At 68.7% G+C, this 19,528-nt stretch carries 18 protein-coding genes; 6 read left to right on the top strand and 12 right to left on the bottom strand.

Annotated features, from left to right (window positions below; genetic code table 11):
* Positions 1 to 131: 131 nt before the first annotated feature.
* The 9 genes from ACUTR7_RS06710 to hpf all read right to left on the bottom strand — a co-directional run bounded on the left by ACUTR7_RS06710 (position 132) and on the right by hpf (position 10,122).
* Positions 132 to 890 (bottom strand): iron ABC transporter ATP-binding protein, encoded by a 759-nt coding sequence (locus ACUTR7_RS06710; protein WP_013804468.1) that lies wholly within the window; start codon positions 888 to 890, stop codon positions 132 to 134.
* A complete protein-coding gene (locus ACUTR7_RS06715) occupies positions 887 to 1,885 on the bottom strand; it encodes an iron chelate uptake ABC transporter family permease subunit (protein ID WP_445608415.1) in 999 nt (332 codons plus the stop codon). Before ACUTR7_RS06715 ends, ACUTR7_RS06710 begins: the two co-directional genes overlap by 4 nt.
* Positions 1,882 to 2,865: an ABC transporter permease gene (locus tag ACUTR7_RS06720; protein WP_445608416.1), complete on the bottom strand. Its 984-nt coding sequence runs from the start codon at positions 2,863 to 2,865 to the stop codon at positions 1,882 to 1,884. Before ACUTR7_RS06720 ends, ACUTR7_RS06715 begins: the two co-directional genes overlap by 4 nt.
* A gap of 46 nt (positions 2,866 to 2,911) precedes the next feature.
* Complete coding sequence (locus tag ACUTR7_RS06725; protein WP_445608417.1) at positions 2,912 to 3,922, bottom strand: siderophore ABC transporter substrate-binding protein; 1,011 nt, start codon at positions 3,920 to 3,922, stop codon at positions 2,912 to 2,914.
* A gap of 14 nt (positions 3,923 to 3,936) precedes the next feature.
* The gene (locus ACUTR7_RS06730) at positions 3,937 to 5,712 is read right to left on the bottom strand and encodes an enterochelin esterase domain-containing protein (RefSeq protein WP_445608418.1); all 1,776 of its coding nucleotides are present in this window, start codon (positions 5,710 to 5,712) and stop codon (positions 3,937 to 3,939) included.
* Between the two features lie 4 nt (positions 5,713 to 5,716).
* Positions 5,717 to 7,906 (bottom strand): TonB-dependent receptor, encoded by a 2,190-nt coding sequence (locus ACUTR7_RS06735; RefSeq protein WP_445608419.1) that lies wholly within the window; start codon positions 7,904 to 7,906, stop codon positions 5,717 to 5,719.
* A gap of 230 nt (positions 7,907 to 8,136) precedes the next feature.
* Complete coding sequence (gene hprK, locus ACUTR7_RS06740; RefSeq protein WP_012202934.1) at positions 8,137 to 9,093, bottom strand: HPr(Ser) kinase/phosphatase; 957 nt, start codon at positions 9,091 to 9,093, stop codon at positions 8,137 to 8,139.
* A 40-nt stretch (positions 9,094 to 9,133) separates the two neighbouring features.
* Positions 9,134 to 9,607 carry a PTS sugar transporter subunit IIA gene (locus ACUTR7_RS06745; RefSeq protein ID WP_013804474.1) on the bottom strand — a complete coding sequence of 158 codons (474 nt, stop codon included), beginning with the start codon at positions 9,605 to 9,607 and terminating at the stop codon, positions 9,134 to 9,136.
* A 155-nt stretch (positions 9,608 to 9,762) separates the two neighbouring features.
* A complete protein-coding gene (hpf, locus tag ACUTR7_RS06750) occupies positions 9,763 to 10,122 on the bottom strand; it encodes a ribosome hibernation-promoting factor, HPF/YfiA family (protein WP_012202932.1) in 360 nt (119 codons plus the stop codon).
* A gap of 364 nt (positions 10,123 to 10,486) precedes the next feature.
* On the opposite strand from hpf, the gene ACUTR7_RS06755 reads away from it, so the two are divergent.
* Together ACUTR7_RS06755 and ACUTR7_RS06760 are read left to right on the top strand one after the other, a co-directional pair.
* Positions 10,487 to 11,410: a phosphoribosylaminoimidazolesuccinocarboxamide synthase gene (locus ACUTR7_RS06755; protein ID WP_012202931.1), complete on the top strand. Its 924-nt coding sequence runs from the start codon at positions 10,487 to 10,489 to the stop codon at positions 11,408 to 11,410.
* A 158-nt stretch (positions 11,411 to 11,568) separates the two neighbouring features.
* Complete coding sequence (locus ACUTR7_RS06760; RefSeq protein WP_012202930.1) at positions 11,569 to 12,153, top strand: DJ-1/PfpI family protein; 585 nt, start codon at positions 11,569 to 11,571, stop codon at positions 12,151 to 12,153.
* Between the two features lie 29 nt (positions 12,154 to 12,182).
* Here ACUTR7_RS06760 and ACUTR7_RS06765 read toward each other — a convergent pair whose 3' ends face one another.
* Positions 12,183 to 13,043: a transporter gene (locus ACUTR7_RS06765; protein ID WP_445608420.1), complete on the bottom strand. Its 861-nt coding sequence runs from the start codon at positions 13,041 to 13,043 to the stop codon at positions 12,183 to 12,185.
* Between the two features lie 94 nt (positions 13,044 to 13,137).
* Between ACUTR7_RS06765 and ACUTR7_RS06770 the strand changes: the two genes are divergently transcribed.
* Complete coding sequence (locus ACUTR7_RS06770) at positions 13,138 to 14,034, top strand: LysR family transcriptional regulator (RefSeq protein ID WP_445608421.1); 897 nt, start codon at positions 13,138 to 13,140, stop codon at positions 14,032 to 14,034.
* A gap of 3 nt (positions 14,035 to 14,037) precedes the next feature.
* On the opposite strand, the gene ACUTR7_RS06775 is transcribed toward ACUTR7_RS06770, so the two are convergent.
* Positions 14,038 to 14,949, bottom strand: a complete 912-nt coding sequence (locus ACUTR7_RS06775; RefSeq protein WP_445608422.1) for a LysR substrate-binding domain-containing protein — start codon at positions 14,947 to 14,949, stop codon at positions 14,038 to 14,040.
* A gap of 96 nt (positions 14,950 to 15,045) precedes the next feature.
* On the opposite strand from ACUTR7_RS06775, the gene ACUTR7_RS06780 reads away from it, so the two are divergent.
* Positions 15,046 to 15,852: an aminotransferase class IV family protein gene (locus ACUTR7_RS06780; RefSeq protein WP_445608423.1), complete on the top strand. Its 807-nt coding sequence runs from the start codon at positions 15,046 to 15,048 to the stop codon at positions 15,850 to 15,852.
* 64 nt (positions 15,853 to 15,916) lie between these two features.
* Here ACUTR7_RS06780 and trxA read toward each other — a convergent pair whose 3' ends face one another.
* Positions 15,917 to 16,873 carry a thioredoxin gene (trxA, locus tag ACUTR7_RS06785; protein WP_012202925.1) on the bottom strand — a complete coding sequence of 319 codons (957 nt, stop codon included), beginning with the start codon at positions 16,871 to 16,873 and terminating at the stop codon, positions 15,917 to 15,919.
* Positions 16,874 to 17,148: 275 nt separating this feature from the next.
* On the opposite strand from trxA, the gene ACUTR7_RS06790 reads away from it, so the two are divergent.
* The gene (locus ACUTR7_RS06790; RefSeq protein ID WP_445608424.1) at positions 17,149 to 18,135 is read left to right on the top strand and encodes an ABC transporter ATP-binding protein; all 987 of its coding nucleotides are present in this window, start codon (positions 17,149 to 17,151) and stop codon (positions 18,133 to 18,135) included.
* Positions 18,132 to 19,520 carry a hypothetical protein gene (locus ACUTR7_RS06795; protein WP_445608425.1) on the top strand — a complete coding sequence of 463 codons (1,389 nt, stop codon included), beginning with the start codon at positions 18,132 to 18,134 and terminating at the stop codon, positions 19,518 to 19,520. The genes ACUTR7_RS06790 and ACUTR7_RS06795 overlap by 4 nt, the downstream gene beginning before the upstream one ends.
* Positions 19,521 to 19,528: the final 8 nt, after the last annotated feature.

A 19,528-nucleotide genomic window follows, 5' to 3' on the forward strand; every position in this document is an offset into this window, starting at 1 on the left:
GAGGGAGGGGGGCATACGGGCAGCCGGCGACACCCTCGCGGCGGGGCGGCGCGGCCGGCTTAGGCCCTTGCTTGGTGTCCCTCGCCTCAGGCCGCGCCAGGTTCAAGCGCCAAGCCCGAAACACCGCATGCTCAACCAAAGTAATGGCAGAGCCTGCGGCCCTTGACCTCGTGCACGCTGACGGGGATGCCGTAGAGGCTGCTGAGGACTTCGTCCTGCACGACCTCGGCCGGCGTGCCCGCCACGGCCAGGCGTCCGTCCTTGAGCGCGATGATGTGGTCGGCGTAGCAGGAGGCGAAGTTGATGTCGTGCAGCACCATGACCACGGTCTTGCCGCGCTCGGTGACGGCGCGGCGCAGCAGGCCCATCATGCTGACGGCGTGGGCCATGTCCAGGTTGTTCAGCGGCTCGTCCAGCAGGATGAAGGGCGTGTCCTGGCAGAGCACCATGGCGATGTAGGCGCGCTGGCGCTGGCCGCCTGACAGTTCGTCGAGAAAGCGCTCGGCCAGCGGCGTGAGCTGCAGGTACTCCAGCGCCTCGTCCACATGGCGCAGGTCTTCGGGGCCCAGCCGGCCCTTGCTGTGCGGAAAGCGGCCAAAGCCCACCAGGTCGCGCACCGTCAGACGCAGCGTGCTCTGGTTGTCCTGGCGGAGGATGGCCATGATGCGCGCCAGCGCCTCGGTGGGCGTGGTGGCCACGTCGAGGCCGGCCACCCGCACCTTGCCCGCCGTGATGGGCATGAGGCGGCTGACCAGGGACAGCAGCGTGGACTTGCCCGCCCCGTTGGGCCCGATGATGGCCGTCAGCGCCCGCTCGGGCACATCGAAATTGAGCTCCTGCAGCACTGCCGTGCCGCCATGGCGCTTGAGCAGATCACGCACCTCGATCATTGGGTCCCCTTGCGCATGAGCAGCACGATGAAGACGATTCCACCCAGGAACTCCACCACGATGCTCAGCACGGTATTGAATTGAAAAAGCTGCTCCAGCAGCACCTGCCCGCCCATGAGCAGCACGCAGCCCCAGAGCACGGCCGCAGGCAGCACCCAGGCATGGCGGCGCGTGCCCATGGCGTGATAGGCCATGTTGCTGACCAGCAGGCCGAAGAAGATCACCGGGCCGACCAGGGCCGTGGACACGGCCACCATGCAGGCCACCACGGCGAGCAGCCGCAGCACGCGGCCCTCGTAGTCCAGGCCCAGGCTGACGGCGGCATCGCGCCCCAGCGAGATCACGTCCAGCACGCGGCGCTGGCGCCAGATCCAGGCGCTGCACAGGGCGATCAGCAGCAGCGACGGCAGCAGCAGCTGCAGGTTCACCGCGTTGAAGTTGGCGAACATGCGGTCCTGCAGCGCCGTGAACTCATTGGGATCGAGCACGCGCATGGCCAGCCCGGCCAGGCTGCGAAAAAAGATGCCGCCCACCATGCCCACCAGCAGCATCAGGTGCAGGCTGCTGGCATGGCCCACGAACAGCCAGCGCATCAGCAGCACGCTGAAGCCCATCATCAGCACGATGTTGAGCGCATAGCGCCCGACCTCGCCCATGGCGGACACGCCCGCCGCGCCCAGCATCAGCACCATGGAGGCCTGCACGAACAGGTACAGCGCATCCAGCCCCATGACGGAAGGCGTGAGGATGGTGTTGTGCGACACGGTCTGGAACACCACGGTGGACAGGCCGATGGCACAGGCCACCAGCGCCATGGTCAGCACCTTGGCGCCCCGGTGCTCCAGCACGAAGGCCCAGTCGGTCTTGACGCCCACGGTCATGAAGGCCAGCAGGCACAGCAGGGCCAGCGCGCCCAGCAGCGCCAGGCGCGCGCCATGGCCCCAGCTGCGCGCTGCAGGCTCATCGGAAGCCACGGATTGCGGCAGGCTGCTCATGCACGGTCCTTGCGGCGGCGCAGGATCAGCGTCAGGAACAGTGCACTGCCCAGCACGCCCAGCACGGTGCCCACGGGAATTTCATAGGGAGCGATCAGCAGCCGCCCGACCAGGTCGCACAGCACGGTCAGGCCCGCGCCGATCAGCGCCACCCACAGCACGCTGCGGCGCACGTTGTCGCCCAGGACCAGGCGCACCACGTTGAGCACGATCAAGCCCACGAAGGGCAGGCTGCCGGCGGTGACCACCACGGCCGAGGTGGCCACGGCCACCACCACCAGCCCCTGCCAGACCAGGCGCCGGTAGTTCAGGCCCAGGTTGGTGGCAAAGCTCTCGCCCAGGCCCGCCACGGTGAAACGGTCGGCCGCCAGGCAGGCCAGGGCCGTGACGCCCAGCGACAGCCACAGCAACTCGTAGCGACCTTGGACCACCAGCGAGAAATCACCGTTGGACCAGGACTTGAGCGCCTGCATCATGTCGAACTGCAGCGCCAGAAAGCTGGCGGCTGCCTCCAGCACGCCGGCCAGCACCAGGCCGACCAGGGGCACCATCCACGACGAACGCAGTCGGATGCGCGAGAGCACGGCCAGGAACAGCGCCGTGCCCAGCAGTGCCGCCACGGCCGAAATCCCCATCTTGGCCATCACCGGCCAATGCGGCACCCAGAGGAACGCGGCCAGCATGCCCAGGCTGGCCGACTCCACCGTGCCCACGGTGGAGGGCTCCACGAAATGGTTGCGCGCCAGCATCTGCATGAGCAGGCCGCAGACCGCCATCGATGCGCCGGCCAGCACCAGGGCCAGCGTGCGCGGCACGCGGCTGTACACCAGCACCTGGCTGGCCAGGTCGTCCTCGTTGCGCGACCACAGCACGCTCCAGTGCATGTCGCCCGCGCCCACCATCAGGCTGGCCAGCGACAGCGCCAGCAACAGGCCCAGCGCGAAAAGCCAGGCAAGGGCCTGGCGCGATGGGCGTGACATGGGCGCGGCGTGCGCGGCGGCGACAGGGGGGCTCAACGCTTTGACGTCATGTGCGGGCAAAGGCATCCGACAATTGCTGGATATTGGCCTTCAGCGCGCCCGGCCCGGCGTTGGACAGGGTGTACCAGTTGGCCGCATTCAGATAGACCACCTGCTTGCCGCGCCATGCCTTGGTGGCACGCACCAGCGGGTTGTCCAGCAGTTGCTGGGCGGTCTTGCCATCCTGGCCGATGGCCACGTCGCGGTCGATGACGAACAGCCAGTCGGGATTGGTCTTGAGCAGGAACTCGAAGGAGACCACCTGCCCATGGCGCGCCACCGTCAGGTTGTCGATGGCCGGCTTCACGCCGAACACATCGTGCAGCATGCCGAAGCGCGAGCCCGGACCGTAGGCGCTGAGCTTGCCGCCCGAGGTCAGCAGTACCAGCCCCTTGCCTGCGTCCTGCGCCTTGCCATGCAGTGCGGTGATGGCCTGCTCCACGGACCGGACCTCGGCCTCGGCCTTGTCCTGCAGGCCGTAGACGGCGCCCAGCGTGCGGATGTTGCGGTAGATGTCGGCCATCTGGTGCTGGTCGCTGACACTCAGATCCAGCACGGGGGCGAAGCGCGACAGCTCCTTGTACTTGGCCTCGGAGCGGCCGCCCACGATGATGAGGTCGGGCGACAGCGCCTTGATGGATTCGTAGTCAGGCTCGAACAGGCTGCCGATGCGTGCGTATTTCGCATCGGCATAGCGGGCCAGCAGCGGCGGCATCTTGAACTCGGGCACTCCCCGCACCTCGCCGCCCAGCGCCTGCAGCGTGTCCAGCGCCGCCAGCTCGAACACCAGCACGCGCACGGGCTTGAAGGGCACCTGGACCTCGCCCTTGGCATGCGGCACGGTCACGGTCTTGCCAGCCGCTGCCGTCTGGGCATGGGACATCTGCGCCGCCAGCGGCAGCGTGACCAGCACGCCCAGGCCCTGGCCCATCTTCGCCAGGATCCGGCGACGGGAATGATTTGCATTCATGGTGTTCATCCTTACAGTGATTGCTGTATTGCCAGGAAGTTCAAACATTGGCCTTTGCAGCATCAGGGAAGTGCCGGCGTGCCGTCCGGCATGCGCTCGCAGGCCGGCAGGCCCTGGGCAAAGCGCCCGGGGTTGAGCAGGGCCACCAGGCCGCAGGCCAGCGAGCCCTGCCACTGCAGGTAGTCATGGCTGGTCTCGTGCTCGGCCTGGGTGACCTCGTAGCCCTTGGCGCGCAGCACATCGGCCAGGTGGCGGTTGGTTTCCAGGATGCCGTCCTGCCCGCCGCGTGCGCGCTCGTAGCGGCCCGCATCCAGATAAAAGCGCACGGGCTGGCGTGGCTCCTGGGCATAGCGGCGCTGCACCCAGCCCGGCACCTCGCCGACCGGCGACCACCAGAACGATCCCGACATGCTCAGCACGTTGCCGAACCAGCGCGCATTGACCAGACCCGCATAGGCCGAGGCCAGGCCGCCAAAGCTGGAGCCGCCGATCACCGTGCGCGCCGCAGGCTGGCCCAGGCCCTGTTCACCCACCCAGGGCATCAGCTCCTCATCCAGAAAGCGTGCGAAAGCAGTGTTGGGCGGCAACTCCCTGCCGCGCGCCTGCGGGCTGGCGTTGTCCACCAGCACCACGGCCGTGGGCGGGATCAGGCCGTCGGCCATGAGGTTGTCGATGAGGGTGGGCGTGGACACCTGCTTCGCATAGGCGTTGCCGTCGAACAGCACCAGAAGCGCCTCGGGCGCCTGGCCGCCCGCCGGGCGGTAGGTCCAGACATCGCGGGTGTTGCCCAGCACGCGGCTGGACAGGCGGTGCTGCACCAGCGCCCCCTGGGCCACGCCCGCGCGCGGCGCCACCCAGGGCTGGGGCGGTGCCTTGGGCAGTTCCAGCACGGAGGCGCCCTGGAAGGCGTCGATGAAGCCGCCCTGAGGCGACTTTGGCGGCTGCGGAAACACCTTGGGATTGAGCGGGTCGCGCTGCGCCGTGGCCAGCAGGGCGCGGCGCTGCTCCATGGCGGAGCCTGCGATCAACGGCACATCGGGCGCCAGGCGGTAACTGAGCCGCGCGTTGTCGGCCATGCGGAAGCTGGCCCACCAGACATCGCTGCCGGCCAAATGCTGCAGCGGATCATGGTTGCCGGCCGGGCTGCCGAACAGGCGAACCCCCTGCATGCCGGCGCGCGGCTGGCCACGCCACAGGAAGGTGACCAGGGACTGGCCGCCGGGCAGCGGCTCCACCATTGGCGCGCCCTCCTCCTGCACGCGCCGCCAGAAGGCGTCTGCCGCCACGCCCGAACCCGCGCCGCGCTGGATGGCCTGCGCCAGGGCCTGCAGGCGTGGGCTTTCCAGCGCAGGCCGCTCCGGGGCCTGCACAGCCTTGGCGCCCAACGGCGCAAGACTGGAGGTCAACCGCAGCGCAAAGCGGCCGGCTGCGGATTTCACCTCGCCGGCCATCAGCGCGTCCGTTGCGATGTGGCGCGCCACCAGCCTTTGCCTGCCGGCCCCCTCCGTGACCCACATCAGCGACTGCGCACCGCCATCGGGCCGCGCCAGGCGGCGCAGGTGCCGGCCCTGGGCATCCTCCAGGTCCAGGGCCACGCCCTGCCCTTCGAATTCACCCTGGACCACGTGGCCGGCGGGCAGATCGACGCGCCAGGACTCGCGCCCACCGGCAGCCAGGACCCCTGTGGCCGCCTGGCCCGGCGCCAGCGTGCCCGGCCGTGCGGCCAGGGCCTGCCGCGATGCGGCTGCCGTCATATCTTCACCGGCATGGACGGCTGCGCCCAGCAGGCACAGCAGCGAGGCGGCCAGGCACAGGCCTTGTCGTGCAGCTTGCGCCATGGCGTCAGAAGTCCACCGTGGCCGAGACACGCACCGTGCGCGGGCCGCCCGTGGTGGCGAAGTTGTCGTTGAAGCTGCCGGCCCAGTAGGACTTGTCGAACAGGTTCTCCACCGTGGCGCGGAAGGTGACGGGTTTGGCCGCGATGCGGGTGGCATAGCGCGCGCCCACGTCCACGCGGGTCCAGCTGGGCATCTTCAGCGTGTTGGCCGAATTCACCCATTGCGCACCCGTGTAGATCAGGCGGCCGGTGAGCGTGGCGCCCGGCAGCGCGGGCACGTCCCATTCGCCGCCCAGGTTGGCCGTCCAGCGCGGCACGCCGTAGACGCCGAAGCCATCGCGCGCGCCGCCCTGGGTCTTGCTCTGGATGGCCTGGGTGTAGGCCAGGCCGCCCAGCACGCGCGTGCCGCGCAGCGGCTCGCCGAACACATTCCACTCCAGGCCCCGGTTGCGCTGCTCGCCATCCATCAGCAGGCGGTTGGTCGCGGTCTCCACCACGGACGAGGGCCGCTCGATCTGGAACAGCGAGACCGTCTGCGTGAAATCACCCGTGCGCCACTTGGCGCCGATCTCGAACTGCTTGGTCTTGTAGGGCGCGAACACTTCGCCGGCATTGGCATAGGTGGCGCCGACGATGGAGCCCGCGCTCAGGCCCTGCACATGGTTGGCATACAGCGAGACCGCATCGCCCCAGGGCTTGACCACCAGGCCCAGCGCGGGCGAGACGGCCTGCTCGTTGTAGCCCGCCATCTTCTGGTTCACGCGCTGCAGGCGTGCGCCCACGGTCAGTTGCACGGCATCGCCGCCCCAGCTCAGCGTGTCGGCCAGGGCCAGGCTGCTGAGCACGTCGTCGCGCTCCTGCTTGATGGCGCCGTAGGGGCCGGCCAGCGTGATGGGCGCGGGGTTGTAGATGTTGGTGATGTAGCTGGCGCTGGTGGCCACGGCCGCGCGCCCGCCCTTCTGGTTCATCCAGTTCAGGGAGGCCACCAGCAGATGGTTCACGCCGCCCGTGCGCAGGCGCCCGCGCACGCCGAACTCGGCCGCCGTGCTGTCGGTATAGCCGTACTGGTTGTAGGTCTGGCCCACGGCCGAGCCGTCGCCCTGGGCGCGCAGCACCACGCGCGTGCCGTTGAGCATGCCGTCGTAGGCATGCTGTGCCGTGCCTGCGGAGCCGAACAGCGTCCAGTCCGCGCCCAGGTCCACCGAGCCGCGCAGCATCAGCGCATCGCTTTGCTGCTTGGCGTGTATGCCGGGGAACAGGTTGGTCGTGGCGTCGGGCGCCGCGATGACCTGCTTGAGGTTCTGCATGCTGACCATCATCGGGCTGCCATCGCGGATGGTGGAGCGGTAGCTGTAGGCATCCAGGCCGAGCGTGAAGCCGTCGCCCTGGTAGTCCAGCGCCAGCGCGCCCAGGCCATGGCGGCGGTTCTGGCCGTCGATCTCGGTGTCGCCGCTCGAGGTGCTGCCGTTGACGCGTATGCCCAGGCGGCGCTCGGGGCCGAAGCGGCGCGAGACATCGGCCTGCAGGCCCAGCTGCGAGCCGCTGCTGAACATGGTGGTCACGCGCGTGAGATCCTGGGCCAGCGGGCGCTTGGTCACCAGGTTGATGGTGCCGCCCACGGCGCCGCCGGGCGTCATGCCGCTCATCAGCGCACCGGGGCCCTTGAGCACCTCCACGCGCTCGATCATCTCGACGGGCACGTGGCCGTCGGGCGCCAGGCCATACAGGCCGTTGAAGCCCAGCTCCGAGGCATTCACCCCCAGGCCGCGGATGGTGAAGTTCTCGTAGGCATGGCCGGTGTTGGTGGTGAAGCGCACCGAAGGATCGTTTTCCAGCACCGACATCAGCGTGGCCGCGTTCTGGTTGGCAATGCCTTCGGCCGTGTAGGAGGTGATGTTGAACGGCGTGTCCATCACATCGCGCTGGCCCAGCACGCCCAGGCCCGCACCCTTGGCCACCTGGCCGCCCGGGGCCACCGTGGGAAGGGTCTGGGGATCGGTGGTGCCGCGCACCATGACCTCGTCTAGCTCGGCGTCAGCGGCCCAGGCGCCCGCGGGCAGCGCCGCGGCAGCCACCATGGCGCAGACACGGGCGATGGTGCCCAGGCGGTGGAGCGTGCAAACAGGGGTGCAAACAGGGGTGAAGGGGCTGACGGCGCCTGTGCGCGGCAGGCCGATGCGGGTACGGGAAGACATCCGGGAGGGCTTTCGAGACGGAAGGAAATGCGCCGCATCCAGCCCGGAGCCACTCGGGCACAGGCCGGATACGGCATCTGCCCGAATTATAGAAAATGAGAATTATTCTTATTAAGAAAGCAACAACAACGCACCGCGCGCAAACATGGGCGCACGGCCAGCAAACAATCGCGTTGAAAACAGTGGGGGCCAGGCAACAGGCGGCCCGGCCTCGGCGACGCCAGCGGCCGCTAGAAGGTGTCGCCGCGCTCCATGGCGCGGCGGTGGCGCTGCACGAATTCCTGGTAGGTGTCGATGCCGCGCAGCTGCAAGATGGCATTGCGCACGGCGGCCTCGACCAGCACGGCGATGTTGCGGCCCGCCACCACCTGGATCACCACCTTGCGCACGGGCACGCCGAGCACATCCTGCGTCAGCGGCTCGGCCGGCAGGCGCTCGTACTCGCGCTCCATGGTTTCCTTGCGCACCAGGTGCACGATGAGCTTGAGGCGCATCTTGCGGCGCACGGCCGTCTCGCCAAAGATCGCGCGGATGTCCAGCAGGCCGATGCCGCGCACCTCCAGCAGGTTCTGCAGCAGCTCGGGGCACTTGCCCTCGATCGTCGTCTGGTTGATGCGGTACAGGTCCACCGCGTCATCGGCCACCAGGCCGTTGCCGCGCGTCACCAGTTCCAGTCCCAGCTCGCTCTTGCCCAGGCCCGACTCGCCCGTGATCAGCACACCCATGCCCAGGATGTCCATGAACACGCCATGCATGGTCGTGCGGTCGGCGAAATGCTTGGCCAAGTAGGCACGCAGCACATCGATCACGAAGGCCGACTGCTCGCGCGTGGAGAACATGGGAATGTGGGCGCGCTCGCACATGGACAGCAGCGCCTCGGGCGCCGTCTGCCCGTCGGCCAGCACCAGCACGGGCGGCTCCAGCGTGACGATGCGTGCCACGCGGCGCTGGCAGTCCTGCGGCGTGGCATTGCTCAGATAGGCGATCTCGCGCTCGCCCAGCACCTGCAGCCGGTAGGGATGGATGTAGTTCAGGTAGCCGACGAGGTCCGCGCCGGAGCGCGCCGAGCGCACGGCCATCTCGTCGAAACGGCGCTCCGAGGCTCCCAGGCCCGCCACCCACTCCCAGCGCAGGCTGGAGCGGAACTCCTCGAACAGGACATCGGCGCTGATGGCACTGGGTCTCATGGCAAGGCCCGTGAAAAGGGGAAGGAAAAAGTCTGGAAGACTAGACCAGGGGCGCAGCGGAGGACTGCCAGCCGGCAATCATTCCATGCAGTCGGGCCGCATCGGCGCAGGACTTCAGGCGCTCGCGCAGCTGGCTGTCGCTGAGAAGCTCGGCGATTTCGGACAGGATTTCCAGATGCTTCTGGGTGGCCGCTTCGGGCACCAGCAGAAAGATCAGCAGGCCCACGGGCTGCTCATCGGGGGCATCGAAACCAATGGGATTGTCCAGTTGGAACACGGCCGCCATGGGAGCGGTCAGGCCCTTGATACGCCCATGGGGAATGGCCACGCCGTGGCCAAGCCCCGTCGAGCCCAGGCGTTCGCGTGCAAACAGGCTGTCGGTGATGAGTGCGCGGGACAGGCCATGCAGGCTCTCGAAGAGCAGACCTGCTTCTTCGAAAGCGCGCTTTTTGCTGGTGACGTCGACGCTCACGAGCACTTGAGCGGCGGGCAGGATGGAGGCAAGACGGTTCATGGTTCGGGAAACAATTATGCACCGCAGTGCCGGAAACCGTGGGGAAACCCTGACCCCCATCAAAAACCGCCCCGAAGGGCGGTGGTCGTGCGTGGCTCATCAGCCACATAAGCGCAGGTATTGTAAGCGCCCGCACAGGGCTGGCGCCTTACCTGTCACCCGACTGACGCCAAGGTCAGCCCAGCATCATCGAGTCGCTTGGCCGAACCATAGCGGCTGCCCTGCTGGCGGGTCTTGTAGCGCACCACCACGCGGTCCAGCTTGTCAGCCAGCGCATCGACGGCGGCGTAGAGATCGAAGTGAGAGGTCTCGACAAAAAGATCCTGGCCCTTGACGCGCAGCGTGCAACCGGCACGTTGGCGCTTTTCCTTCTCCTTTTGGTTATGAACGGTCAGCAAGACCTTTACATCCACCACCTGGTCAAAGTGTCGAAGAATGCGTTCGAGCTTGGCCATGACGTAACTGCGCAGCGAGGGAGTGACCTCCAGGTGATGCCCACTAATCGTCAGATTCATATCTAAACACTCCTTGCTCTGGATGAAAACAGCCCGGTCCACCGGGAGACGATCCGCAGGGACAGGTGCTTGCAGGCCGGAATGCGCATTCGTTTGCTTGCGAATCCACTATGCGCCGGGGTCTGCCCAAAAGCAACGCCGCAAGCCGATAGCGCAGGACGGTGCAGGGCCTTGGAGGCGGGTTTTGCGCGCCATGCAATTGGGCGCACAATCGGCGGGTTTGCCAGGCTGCGCCCCTGGGGTGGGGCTTGCCACGGGCCGCCCGTCACCGTGAGGCGCCGTTGGTTAGAATCGCGCTCCTGCGCGTGCCGCTTGCAGCCATCCGGCCGCTGCAGCCTCTTTGCCAGATTGCCCCTTGCCTCACATGACCACCCAGTCCCGCCCCTCCGCCCTGCACACTTCCAACATTGCCTCGCTGCCGCTGCTCGCGCGCGGCAAGGTGCGCGACAACTATGCCGTGGGCGATGACCGCATCCTGATGGTGGCCTCGGACCGCCTGTCGGCCTTCGACGTGATCATGGGCGAGCCCATCCCCGGCAAGGGCGAGCTGCTGACGCAAATGGCGCTGTTCTGGTTCGACAAGCTCGGCCACATCTGCCCCAACCACCTGACCGGCGAAGCGCCCGAGTCCGTGGTCACGCCCGCCGAAGTGCCCCAGGTCACGGGCCGCTCCATGCTGGTCAAGCGCCTCAAGCCCGTGCTGATCGAGGCCGTGGTGCGCGGCTACCTGGCCGGCAGCGGCTGGAAGGAATACCAGGAATCGCGTTCGGTCTGCGGCGTGCCCCTGCCCGAAGGCCTGACCAACGCCGCCAAGCTGCCCGAGCCCATCTACACGCCGGCCGCCAAGGCCGAGATGGGCGACCATGACGAGAACATCACCTACGAGCGCACGGTGGAGATGGTCGGCGAGAAGCTGGCCTCCCAGATCCGCGATACGGCCATCCGCATCTACAAGGAAGCTGCGGCCATCGCCCTCGAAAAGGGCATGATCATTGCCGACACCAAGTTCGAATTCGGCCTGGACGAGAACGGCGAACTGGTGCTGATGGACGAAGTCCTCACGCCCGACAGCTCGCGCTACTGGCCCGTGGAGGGCTATGCCCAGGCCCTGGCCAATGGCGAGAACCCGCCCAGCTACGACAAGCAGTTCGTGCGCGACTGGCTGGAGCAGGCCCAGGTCAACGGCAAGCCCTGGGACAAGAAGGCCCCGGCCCCGCGCCTGCCCCAGGAAGTGACCGAGAAGACGGCCGCCAAGTACCGTGAAGCCCTGCAGCGCCTGACGGCCTGACGGCCCGCCGTAGCCCGGCCCCGCGCGCCTTTCCCCGCAAAAGAGAGCTTCGGCTCTCTTTTTCGTTGCGGGCCTGCGTTTTTGCAGCCGGTCATGCCTGCGTCACCGACGCTGCCACAATGTTCGCTTCCTCTGGCTTTTTCTGAAGGAGCAAGCACATGGCTGGCAAGAAGATTCTGATGATCTGTGGCGACTACTGCGAGGACTACGAAACCATGGTCCCCTTCCAGGCCCTGCAGGCCGTGGGACACACGGTGCATGCGGTCTGCCCCGACAAGAAGGCCGGGGAACACATCAAGACGGCCATCCATGATTTCGAGGGCGCGCAGACCTACAGCGAAAAGCCCGGCCACAACTTCACGCTCAACGCCAGCTTCGCCGACATCAAGCCCGAGCAGTACGACGCCCTGGTGATCCCCGGTGGACGCGGCCCCGAGTACCTGCGCAACTACGACGCCGTGCGCGCCGCCGTGCGCCACTTCTTCGACAACAACAAGCCCGTGGCCGCCGTCTGCCATGGCGCCCAGCTGCTGGCCGGAGCCGGCGTGCTCAAGGGCCGCACCTGCTCGGCCTACCCGGCCTGCCGTGCCGAGGTCGAACTGGCCGGCGGCACCTACGCCGACATCGGCGTGGACCAGGCGCACACCGAAGGCAACCTGGTCAGCGCCCCCGCCTGGCCGGCCCATCCGGCCTGGATCGCCCAGTTCCTGACGCTCCTGGGCACGCGCATCAGCCACGGCTGAGCACGCAGCCGCCGTTAGCGCCGGGCGGATCAACCGCCCCAGCGCACCAGCACGATGCCGCCGAACACCAGGGCCGAGGCCAGCATGCGCACGCGGCCCAGGCGCTCGCGCATCAGCCAGGCGGCAATCCAGCCCGCAAACAGCACGCTGCTTTCACGCAGCGCAGACACCAGCCCCATGGGCGCCTGCGACAGCGCCCAGGTCGCCATCCAGCTGGCACTCAGCTGCATGGCGGCGGCCAGGGCGCACAGGCGCCAGGTGCGTGCATCGGCACGCAGCACGGCGGGGCCGCGCCGCCAGGCGACGATCAGCACCGTGGCCAGGCCATCGCCCAGCGTGAGCAGGGCCGCATAGAGCAGCGCGGAACCGGATGCGCGCGCCCCCAGCCCGTCGATGACCGTATAGCAGGCAATCATGGCGCCCGTGGCCAGCGCATAGCCGCTGCCGCCATAACCGCTGGCCGCGCCGCTGCGCACCGACAGCGCCAGCACGCCCAGCGACAGGCACAGCACGCCGGCCAGCCCGGGTACGCCCGGCCACTCACCGGCCAGCAGCGCCGCGCCCAGCGTGACGAACAGCGGCGCACTGCCGCGTGCCACCGGGTAAACCACGCCGAACTCGCCATGCTGGTAGGCGCGCGGCAGCACGAAGTGATAGACGGTGTGCACAGCCACCGAGGCCGCCAGCCACCACCACACCGATGCGTCCCACAGCCCCGCCGCGCGCCAGTCCAGCCAGGGCAGCACCAGCAGCGACCACAGGCTGGCCAGCCCCGTGGTCAGCGCCATGGCGACCATCTTGTCGCCGCCCAGCTTGATGGCGCTGTTCCATCCCGCATTCATCAGCGCGGCCCCCAGGGCCGCGGCCAGCACCGCATTGCTCAATTCCATTCCATGGCCTCGCTCTTGATACGGGACGGGATGATGGATTCGCACCCAGATTAGATAAAGTCGAATCTTCAGAACATCATCTTCAGGAAACCTGATGCGACGCCTGAACCTTGACCAGCTCCAGACCCTGGTGGCCGTGGCCGACCTGGGCACGCTGGCTGCCGCCGCCCAGGCCCTTCACCTGTCGCCGCCAGCCGTCAGCCTGCATATCCAGGAGCTGGAAGCGCGCCTGGACACCCCCCTGCTGGTGCGCGGCAAGCGACAGGCGCAGCTGACGCCCGCAGGCGCTCTGCTGGCCGAAGGCGGACGCCGCCTGCTGGCCGATAGCGAATCCCTGCTGCGCCAGGTGCGCAAGCGTGCCGAGGGCTTTGGCGCCAGCGTGCGCATAGGCGCCTCGGCCGGCGTCAGCCCCTTGCTTTTGCCCGAACTGCTGCAATGGCTGGCCGAGCACGCGCCCGGCGTGGAACTGCGCCTGGAAGTCGTGAGTTCCGCCCAGGCCATGCAGCGCCTGGCGACTGGCCACCTGGACCTGGCCCTGGTCGGACTGCCCCAGCCCTTGCCTTCAGGCCTTGAAATGCGTGCCTGGCGCAACGACCCCATGGAGCTGTTTGCCCCGCCGCAGATGCCGCTGCCCGACCAGATCACGCCCGAATGGCTCAACGCCCAGCCCTGGATAGGCTTTGCCGCCGGCACCCAGATGCACCGCCTGCTGTCCCAATGGTTCGCCCAGGCGGGCCTGCTGCCGCAGCCACGCATGGAAATGAGCTTTCCCGAAGGCATACGCGCCCTGGTCGCCGCCGGCCACGGCCCCACGGTCCTGCCACGCGAGGAGCCCATGGACGCCGTCAGCCGCACGCTGCAGCAGCGCGGACTCAGCCCCGCACTGACACGCCCGCTGGGACTGGCCTGCCGCAGCGCCGCGCAACAAGACCCGGCCGTGCTGGCCGTGGTGCGCGGGTTGATGCGATTTGCCGATCCCGTACGGCAGTAGGCGCTACAGCCCGGCCTCCTGCAGCACCCACGCACGCAGCGCCTCGATGGCCGGCTGGCCCTGGCTGCGTCGGGGGTACAGCAGGTGGTAGGCATAGGCCGGGCCCAGGCCCACGGTGATGTCGAACAGGCGCACCAGGCGGCCACGGGCCAGGTCTTCGGCCACCAAATCCTGCTCGACCAGGCCCACGGCGCCACCGTCCATCACGGCCTGCACGACATGGCTGGAGTCGGTGAAGGCGATGCAGCGGCCTGCGTCCAGGCCCTCCACGCCGGCCGCCGCCATCCACATCGGCCAGTTCGGCCAGACCTGGCCGTCCACCCTGCAATCGACATGGCACAGCGTGTGCGCCAGCAGATCAACGGGCCGGGCCAGCGGCGGGCCGGACTGCAGCAGGGACGGGCTGCAGACGGGGAGCACCCTGGCATCGAACAGGCGCACCGCAAGGGTGTGCGGATCACGGCCGGTGCCGAAGCGGATGGCGGCGTCGATGTCATCGGCGTCGAAGTCGCGCACCTCGTCGCAGATGTCGAAGCTCAGTTCGATCTGCGGATGCGCGGCGCGAAAGCGCGGCAGCCGGGGCAGCAGCCACTGCGTGGCAAAGCGCGCGCCCAGCGACAGGCGCAGCCGCGTCTCGCCCCGGGCCAGCTGGCGGGCACGGCCGGTGGCGCGCCGCAGCAGGCCCAGCGCCTCGGCCGTGGCCTCCAGCAGCACGCTGCCTGCGGGCGTGAGCTGCATGCTGCGGCTGTTGCGCGTGAAGAGGACGAGGCCCAGCTGTTCCTCCATCTCCTTGATCTGGTGGCTGACCGCCGCCGGGGTCAGCCCCAGTTCGTCGGCCGCGCGCGTGAAGTTCAGATGGCGCCCTGCAGCCTCGAAGCTGCGCAGGGCGCGCGTGCCGGGTGGAAGCTGGCGCATGGATCTTCAAATTTTTCTTGATGAAGTGCCGAATACTACTTGCTTCCTCTTTTGGGACTGCCATCGAACAATCAAGAAAACTTGATGGATGAACCCATGGAAACCGCCTCCTTCTTCACCAGCCTTATCGATGGGCAGCCCGCTACGGCGGCCGAACTCGCCGCCCTGGCCTTTGCCGGCCATGCCCATTTCACGGCCATGCAGGTGCGCGGCGGCAGGCTGCGCGGGCTGGACCTGCATCTGCAGCGTCTGCGCCAGGCCTCGCTGGAGCTGTACGGCCAGGCCTTGTCCGATGACCATGTCCAGGCGCAGCTGCGGGCAGCGCTTGCCAACGGCCCGCAGGATGTTTCGCTGACCGCCACGGTGTACTCGCCTGCCGGGGAATTCACGGCCGCCGATGCGCGGCCGCGCATGCTGGTGCGCACCTCGGCACCCGCCTCGGGCCCCGCCGGGCCCTTGAGCCTGGCGCTGTTCGAGCATGAGCGCATGCTGCCCCACCTCAAGCATGTGGGCGAGGTGGCCAAGACGCATCTGCTGCGCCGCGCCGTGGCCCAGGGCTTTGACGACGCCGCCTTTGCCGACCGCCACGGCCGCATTGGCGAGGCCACCATCTGGAACCTGGCCTTCTGGGATGGAGATGCCGTGGTCTGGCCGCGCGCCCAGGTGCTGCCGGGCACGACCGAGTCCATGCTGCGGCGCCAGTTGCAGCGCCTGGGCGTGGCGCAGCGCCAGGCCGTGCTGACCCTGGCCGACCTGCCATCCCTGGCCGGCGCCGTGGTGATGAATTCGTGGTCCCCGGGCATTCCGGTCAGGCGCCTGGCCGATGTGCGTCTGCCCGATGCGCCCGGCTTCGTGCAGTTGCTGCACCGCGCGCATGCGGCCGAGGAACCGGTTGCACCCTGAGCCCTCGCCATGAAAAAGGGGAGCCGCAAGGCTCCCCCGTCTCTTCACCCGTGCAGCGCCGGTCTCAGTTCAGCGCCATGCTGAGCTTGCGGCGGTAGCTGTTGACCAGTTGCGTGGCTTCGTCCTGCTCGGCGCCAGCCTTGCCCAGCAGCTCGATGCCGCCGCTGCTCTTGCCGGGGATGGCGTCCTGCTTCTTGGGCTTCGGGGGCGTGAGCAGCTCCAGGATGCCCACGTAGAGCTTGCGCGCAGCCTGGCCGTTCCAATCCTTGTCGCGCATGATGATTTCCAGCAGTTCGTCCATGCTGGCTGCCCATTGGCCTTCGGCGGCCAGGGCCCGGGCCTTGCCGAAGCGGGTGTCGAAGTCGCGCTTGTTCTGCGCGATGACGGCGTCGAACTGCGCAAACTCCCAGTTGCCACGCTCGTCGTTGTGCACGAACAGCATGCACTGCAGCCACTGGTTGAGCGCCTCGAAGCGCGTGGCCTGGGGAATGCGCTTGAGCGGCTCGGCCAGCAGGGCGCCGGCCTCTTCGTAGCCGCCCGTGGCGATCAGCAGGCGCACGTAGTCGAAGCGCGCATCGTCGTTGGCGGGGTCGGCGGCCAGGGCGTCGGCCAGCTTTTGCAGGGCGGCCTGGGTGTCGCCGGCTTCCAGCAACTGGTGGGCCTCGTCGGCTTCGGCCTCGGCGGCCAGTTCGCCTTCGGAGGGCAGGTGCTTGTCAAGGAACTCGCGCAGCTTGCCTTCGGGCTGCGCGCCCATGAAGCCGTCCACGGGGCGGCCGCCCATCATCAGAATGCAGGTCGGGATGGAGCGGATGCCGAACATGCCGGCCAGTTGCTGCTCCTGGTCGGAGTCGATCTTGACCAGCTTGAAGCGGCCCTCGTAGGCCACTTCGAGCTTTTCCAGGATGGGGCCCAGCGTCTTGCACGGGCCGCACCAGGGCGCCCAGAAGTCGACGAGCACCGGCACCTGCATGGAGGCGGCGACGACTTCGGCTTCGAAATTCTCAATGGTGACATCAATCATGTGATCAGACCCTGTGGCAAGGCGCGCGGCCAGGGCGCGCGGACTGTGGCGGTTCGGAGTTCGGCGGCCGAATGCCTCCGATACGGACCGTGTGATTCTCCAGCAATTCCAAGGCCCAGGGCGTGAACGCCCTGGGCGGCAGCCACCCCAGATGGGAGCAGGCTGCGCGCATTTCAAGCCGCCCGGCCGAGGGCGCGGCGCGGCAGCGCTGGGCTATATTGGCGCGCTGTGCCGCCATTGCGGCCTGCCATCAACGCAATGAGGGAGGGCTCGCCTTGATCAAGGTTTCGCAGCTGGTGTTCGAGTACCCAGGCCACCGCGCGCTCGATGGCGTCAGCGTCCATATCGCCGCAGGCACCGTCACGGCCCTGGTGGGGCCCAACGGCGCCGGCAAATCCACGCTGATGCGCTGCATCGCCGGGCTGGACCAGCCGCTGTCGGGCCAGGTCCAGGTGCATGGCATTGCCGTGCAGGAGCAGCCCCGCGAAGTGCACCGGCACCTGGGCTATCTGTCGGATTTCTTCGGCCTCTATGACCGCCTGAGCGTGCGGCGCTGCCTGCAGTACGCGGCCCTGTCCATGGGCGTGCCCCCGTCCGAGGCACCGCAGCGCGTGGCGCACGTGGCCGGGCAGCTGGGCCTGGCCGATCTGCTGGAGCGCCTGCCCACCGAGCTGTCTCGCGGCCAGCGCCAGCGCGTGGCCATCGGCCAGGCCATCGTCCACCAGCCGCGCGTGCTGCTGCTGGACGAGCCGGCCAGCGGCCTGGACCCCGAGGCCCGCGCCAGCCTGTCCCAGCTGATGCGGGCGCTGCAGGCCCAGGGCATGACCCTGATCGTCTCCAGCCACATCCTCAGCGAACTCGACGAGTACTGCACCCACATCCTGAGCCTGCGCGGCGGCCGCGTGGAAAGCCACGAGGCCCTGCACGGCGGCATTCAGGCGCCGGCCGCCGGCGGCGATGTGCCGCTGGCGCTGTACGCGCTGGAGCTGGCACCGCCCCCAGGCGCCTCGGCCGGGTCGCTGGCGCGGCAGCTGCACCAGGTCCTTCCCGACACCCCTGTGCCGCCGCCCGATGACCAGGGCCTGGTGCATCTGCAGCTTTGGCTGCCCACGCCGCCGCGCGAACGCGCCGATCTGCTGGCACGCCTGGTTGGCGCCGGCCTGCCCGTGGCCAGCCTGGCGCCTGTGCGCGAGCGCCTGCAGGACCGCTACGCACGCGGCCTGCAGGCCGCAGCCCCCCTCACCCCTGCGGAGCAGCCATGACGCACAACCCGGAATTCCAGCGCCAACTCTGGCTCAACTGGCGGCCCGCCCAACTGGGCTGGAGCCTGCTGCTCACCGCCTTGCTGCTGGCCACGCCAATGGTCCTGGTCCAGCCCGAAGACCGCCTGCATGCCCTGCTGGTTGCTGCCCTGATCGGCATGTGGATCGCCGCGGCCGGCCTGGGCAGCGTGCTGGCCGGGCGCGGCCTCAACGAAGAGGCGCACCAGCACACCTGGGACTGGCAGCGCCTGTCGGCCCTGACGCCCTGGCAGATGGCCTGGGGCAAGCTGCTGGGCGCCCCGCTGCCGGCCTGGCTGTACATGCTGTGGTGCGCGCTTGCCGTGCTGGCCACCTCGGCGGGCCAGCCGGGCGGGCTGGCCTGGGGCGTGCACGCCGTGCTGCAGGCCGTGCTGTGGGGCCTGGCCCTGCAGGCCTGGAGCATGCACTCCGTGCTCATGGGCTGGGGGCCGAAGGAGCAGCCCGCGCGCCGCATCCGCTTCGTGCTGGTGCCGCTGCTGTTCGTGATGGTGCTGCCCGGCCCCATCCTGGGCCGGTTGACCGAGCAGCTGGGCCGCGAAGAAGGCCGCCCTGTGCTGTGGTGGTCCGTGCCGCTGCATGGGCGCGGCGCCATCTACCTGTTCGGCGCCATCGCGCTGGGGCTGGGCCTGCTGGCCCTGTGGCGGCTGCTGTGCACGCGGCTGGATGTGCGCACCCTGCCCTGGGCCTGGCCGCTGGGCCTGTGCGTGGCGGGCCTGGCCTTTGGAGGCATGCACCTCGATGCAATGCAGTTGCAGGGCCCCGGCCCGGCCTCCTTCTTCGCTTGGACCACCGGGCTGGCGCTGGCGGGCACGGCCTATGTCTGCCTGCACGGCATGGACGAGGGCCTGCGCAGCTGGCGCCAGGTGCAGTGGTGCGTGTTGCAGGGGCGCTGGCGTGGCGCGCTCGAAGCGCTGCCGCTGTGGCCCGTGAGCTGGCTGCTGGCCGTGCTGGCCTGCGCGCTGTGGCTGCTGTGGCCCGCGGGCGGCCAGCCCATGGTGCCGGGCGCGGCCCAACTGGCGGCGCTGGCCACGGCGCAGTTGCTGCGCGATGCCGCGCTGGCCACGGGCTTTTCCCTGCTGGCCGGGCGCATCAAGTCGCCGCTGGCCGCGTTTGCCGTCACCTGGCTGCTGGTCAACATCGTGCTGCCGCTGCTGGCCTTTGGCCTGGCCGGGGCCGATGCCGCCGTGCTGGCCCAACCGCTGGCAGCCGGCCTGACAAAGCCCGTCACCAGCGGAATGTGGCTGTCGCTGGCCGTGCAGGTGGGGCTGGCCCTGGCCTGGCTGACCCATGTGTTTCGCCAGCGCGTGCTGGGTTTTGCGCGCGAGCAGCACACGGCTGTGCGGTGATTTGGCGC

The organism is Delftia sp. NA_296.1, assembly GCF_052692095.1.